The 3,254-nt window shown below is 66.7% G+C and carries 3 protein-coding genes; 2 read left to right on the top strand and 1 reads right to left on the bottom strand.

Annotated features, from left to right (window positions below; genetic code table 11):
* Positions 1-142 precede the first annotated feature (142 nt).
* Positions 143-484, top strand: coding sequence for a mobilization protein (locus K2X24_RS03865; RefSeq protein ID WP_292494819.1), 342 nt, complete (start codon positions 143-145; stop codon positions 482-484).
* 534 nt (positions 485-1,018) lie between these two features.
* A complete protein-coding gene (locus tag K2X24_RS03860; protein WP_292494817.1) occupies positions 1,019-1,828 on the top strand; it encodes a metallophosphoesterase in 810 nt (269 codons plus the stop codon).
* On the opposite strand, the gene K2X24_RS03855 is transcribed toward K2X24_RS03860, so the two are convergent.
* A partial coding sequence (locus K2X24_RS03855; RefSeq protein WP_292494815.1) for a DUF2235 domain-containing protein occupies positions 1,819-3,254 on the bottom strand: 1,436 nt, incomplete at its 5' end. The genes K2X24_RS03860 and K2X24_RS03855 overlap by 10 nt on opposite strands.

Raw genomic sequence — 3,254 nt, 5'->3', positions numbered from 1 at the left:
CCCTCCGGAGGCTGGTATGCTACATACACGTAGGAGACGCCGCCCTTCGTAACAGGACGGTCCACGCGCTACCAACGCGTAGCTTGGCCGTGTGGATCAGTCTCGCTAAAACGAAGAGGCCTACAACGAGGGGAAGGTGTCCATGGCGCGGCGATCGATCACTGAGCGGCTGGCGCAGATCGAGGCACAGAAGAAGGCCCTACAGGCCCGGCTCGGCCGGCAGGAACGCGCGCACGACACCCGCCGCAAGGTCCTGCTCGGCGCGCTCGTCTTGCAGCGGCTGGAGGCGGGTCACGATCCAGCCTTCACCCAGCGCCTCGCTGACTGGCTCCGCCGCGAGCTGCCGGGCTTTCTCACCCGGGACGCCGACAAGGCTCTGTTCGCTGATCTGATCGGCTCACCCGGCAGGAATGAGGCTGTCCCTACGCAGGCCTTGAAAGCCGAGGGGGTCGTGCCGACCGGCACGTCGGAGGCCGCGGCCTGAGCTGATTCATTGCGTAGAGCGCTCGGAGGTTCGTGGACGCGATGGACGACCTTCCCGTTCCGACTGAGGAGGACGCGGTGATCCGGTGAATCGTTGACCAGCCCAATCGGGATGCGAACCGTATGATCGGACGATCCGGTCCGAGTTCTCTCCGCATGGGTCGGTTCGCCCTGGTCACCGAACCGAAGCTGTACCGTTCGGACGTCCGGGTTCGGCATCTGCAGTGCGGCCTTTGCTAGAAGCACATCCTCCTGCCGAACGCATCGTTGGGTACCGCCGGTCGGTCCTGGGCCGGAGCATCTGCGCGCACGATGCAGGGTTGGATCGGTCGGTCGCGATCGTTGTCGACACGGCGTTCCTTAGGCCCCGGCGCCGTCGGCCGATCATCTCGGCAGCTTGGCAATCCCGCGCGCTGCAGCCGTGACGCGTGAGGCCCTGACGGCCTTAAGCCATCGAGGTCGATCGAAGCCCCTATGGGTAGGGGGACACACGCTCGTGGTGTCCGGACCCGCACACCGCCGCACGGGAGCTGCCTTGGCCAGACTCTGGATCCTCTCCGACCTTCATCTCGAGGCCCTGCCGTATCCGGAGAACTTCCGGCCCGACCCACCCGCCTTCGACGTGCTGGTGGCGGCCGGTGACGTCTGGCAGGGCGATCCCGGCCGCGCTTTTGCCGTCCTGCGGCGGCTCGCCGGGGACAAGCCGATCGTGTTCGTGATGGGCAACCACGAGCACTGGAACGGGGTCGTGCACGAGGACCTGATCCTGGCGCAAGCCCTGGCCGATCAGGCCGGCATCACCCTGCTCGATGGGACGAGCGCGACGATCGCCGGCTGCCGCTTTGTCGGTACCACCCTGTGGAGCGACTACCGGCTTGCCGGGGACCTCGACCCCGCGACCCCGACGGGCGAATCCATCGACGTCGCGCACGACGACACGGGCGGTCACCATCTTCTTACGGTGGGGGACGCCGCGGCCTTGCACCGCCGAGCGGTCGCAGTTCTCGGTGCCGGGATCGCGACGGATGACGGTGCTTTGCCCCTCGTCGTGGTCACCCACCATGCACCGCATCCGGACTGCATCCACCCGAACCGGCGCGGGACCTGGAACGCGGGCAACTCGGCCTCGGACCTGTCTGCCCTGACCGATTCTAGCCGCGTCAGCCTTTGGCTGCATGGCCATGTCCATCACAGCCTCGACCTGACCCGGCCGGGGGGAACCCGCATCCTGTGCAACCCCGCCGGGTCCGGGTTCGCCAACCTGGCCTTCGATGAGGGATACGTGATCGCCATTGGCGAGCCGGGTCTCACCGGGACAAGCGCTGTCACGGGCGGCTACGGATAGAGCTGATGCGTCTGGACGTGATTGCGCAGCCCTTCCGGCCGGTAGGGCTGGGTGATGTCGTAGTGCAGCACACCGGGCTCCAGCACCTGGAACCGCTGAAGCACGCTTGGATGCAGCGGAGCGTTCCGGGGGACGGTTCGCACCCAAGGCTCCCAACCCAGATCCTCGCGCCTCCAGATCCCCGTCACGGTCAGCAGCCGCACGAACCAGTCTGGCCAGCCCGCCACGGTGTTCTTGCGCTCGTCGTGCTGGGGTCCGTCGGCGGACGGCCAGAGGTGCAGGACGGAGCGGTCGATCTTCATGGGTTCGGGCAGCCCGGCCGCCTCGTCGATCATCCACACCAGGGCGATATCGGACAGACGGGCCTCGTTCTCCGGATAGCTGCCGCCGATGTCCGAATGCACCCCGGCGAACCAGAGCTGGATGAGCTGGGTGTAGCCGTCCTTCTGGGTCGTCGTGGCCTCCTGGGGGGCGGAATTCGGACCGGTGGTCCAGGCCACCTTGTCGAAGTCCTTCCGATTCTCGTCGATCGCGAGGGCGTGCCGGGCATGCTGGACATTCGGGTTGAGGGAGGTGTCGTAGAACGCCATCTGCCAGCCGGTGAGGTGCAGCGTCTGATACCAGGGCCGCCGGCTCTTGGTCGTGAACTTCACGTAGGTGCGCAGGTAGGCGATCGCGCCGACGAGGGCACCGACCCCGCAGATCCATCCGAACGAGCGCCAGAAGAAGGCCGCGCCGAAGCCGACCCCGAACCAGCTCAGCACCAGGTCCACGAAGAGCGCGAGCGCACCGAAGATGACGACGATCCCCGAGAGAAGGCCGAGGGTCCGTTTCGTCGTCAGGCCGAGAGCGGCCACGGTGTCCCAGACCCCGATGAAGTAGGGATAGGCGTTCGACAGGGCCGGATCGGTCGGGGCCGCCGAGGCGTGGTCCTCGCGGAACCGGGTCGCTAGCTCCAGGCGCACGTCCCTGAGGGGATCGCCTTTCTTCGAGGCTCCGAACTGGTAGACGTGCTTGATGGCCTCCTTCGCGATCGCGTTGGCGGAGGCCGCGTCACGGTGAAGGGGTCGTCCCGGTCCGGCCTGGGTCGGCACACCGCAGAGGGCCAGTGCGGCCCCGAGGCAGCGTACGGTATAGGCTCCCCGGCTGAAGCCGATGAGATAGATCCGGTCTCCCGGTTCCCAGACCCGCAGGATCGACGCGTAGCAGTCGATGATGTTCTGGGTGATGCCGAGGCCAGTCGCCGAGCCCAGGATATTGTAGATCCGGCGCCACCAGCCGATCTTGATGTTGCTGCCGGCGGCCTTGGAGCCGAGGCCGACGTCGTAGAACGCCACCTGCTCGGCCGGATCGATGGTGGTATCCGGACAGACCCGTGCAGCGCGGAACAGTTTGTAGACGTTGCTGCGGTTTTCGTCGGGGAGCA

The sequence above is a fragment of the Methylobacterium sp. genome, assembly GCF_019750675.1.
Taxonomy (GTDB): Bacteria; Pseudomonadota; Alphaproteobacteria; order Rhizobiales; family Beijerinckiaceae; genus Methylobacterium.
The sequence above is the reverse complement of the archived record's forward strand: the minus strand, read 5'-3'. Positions and strand labels throughout refer to the sequence as shown.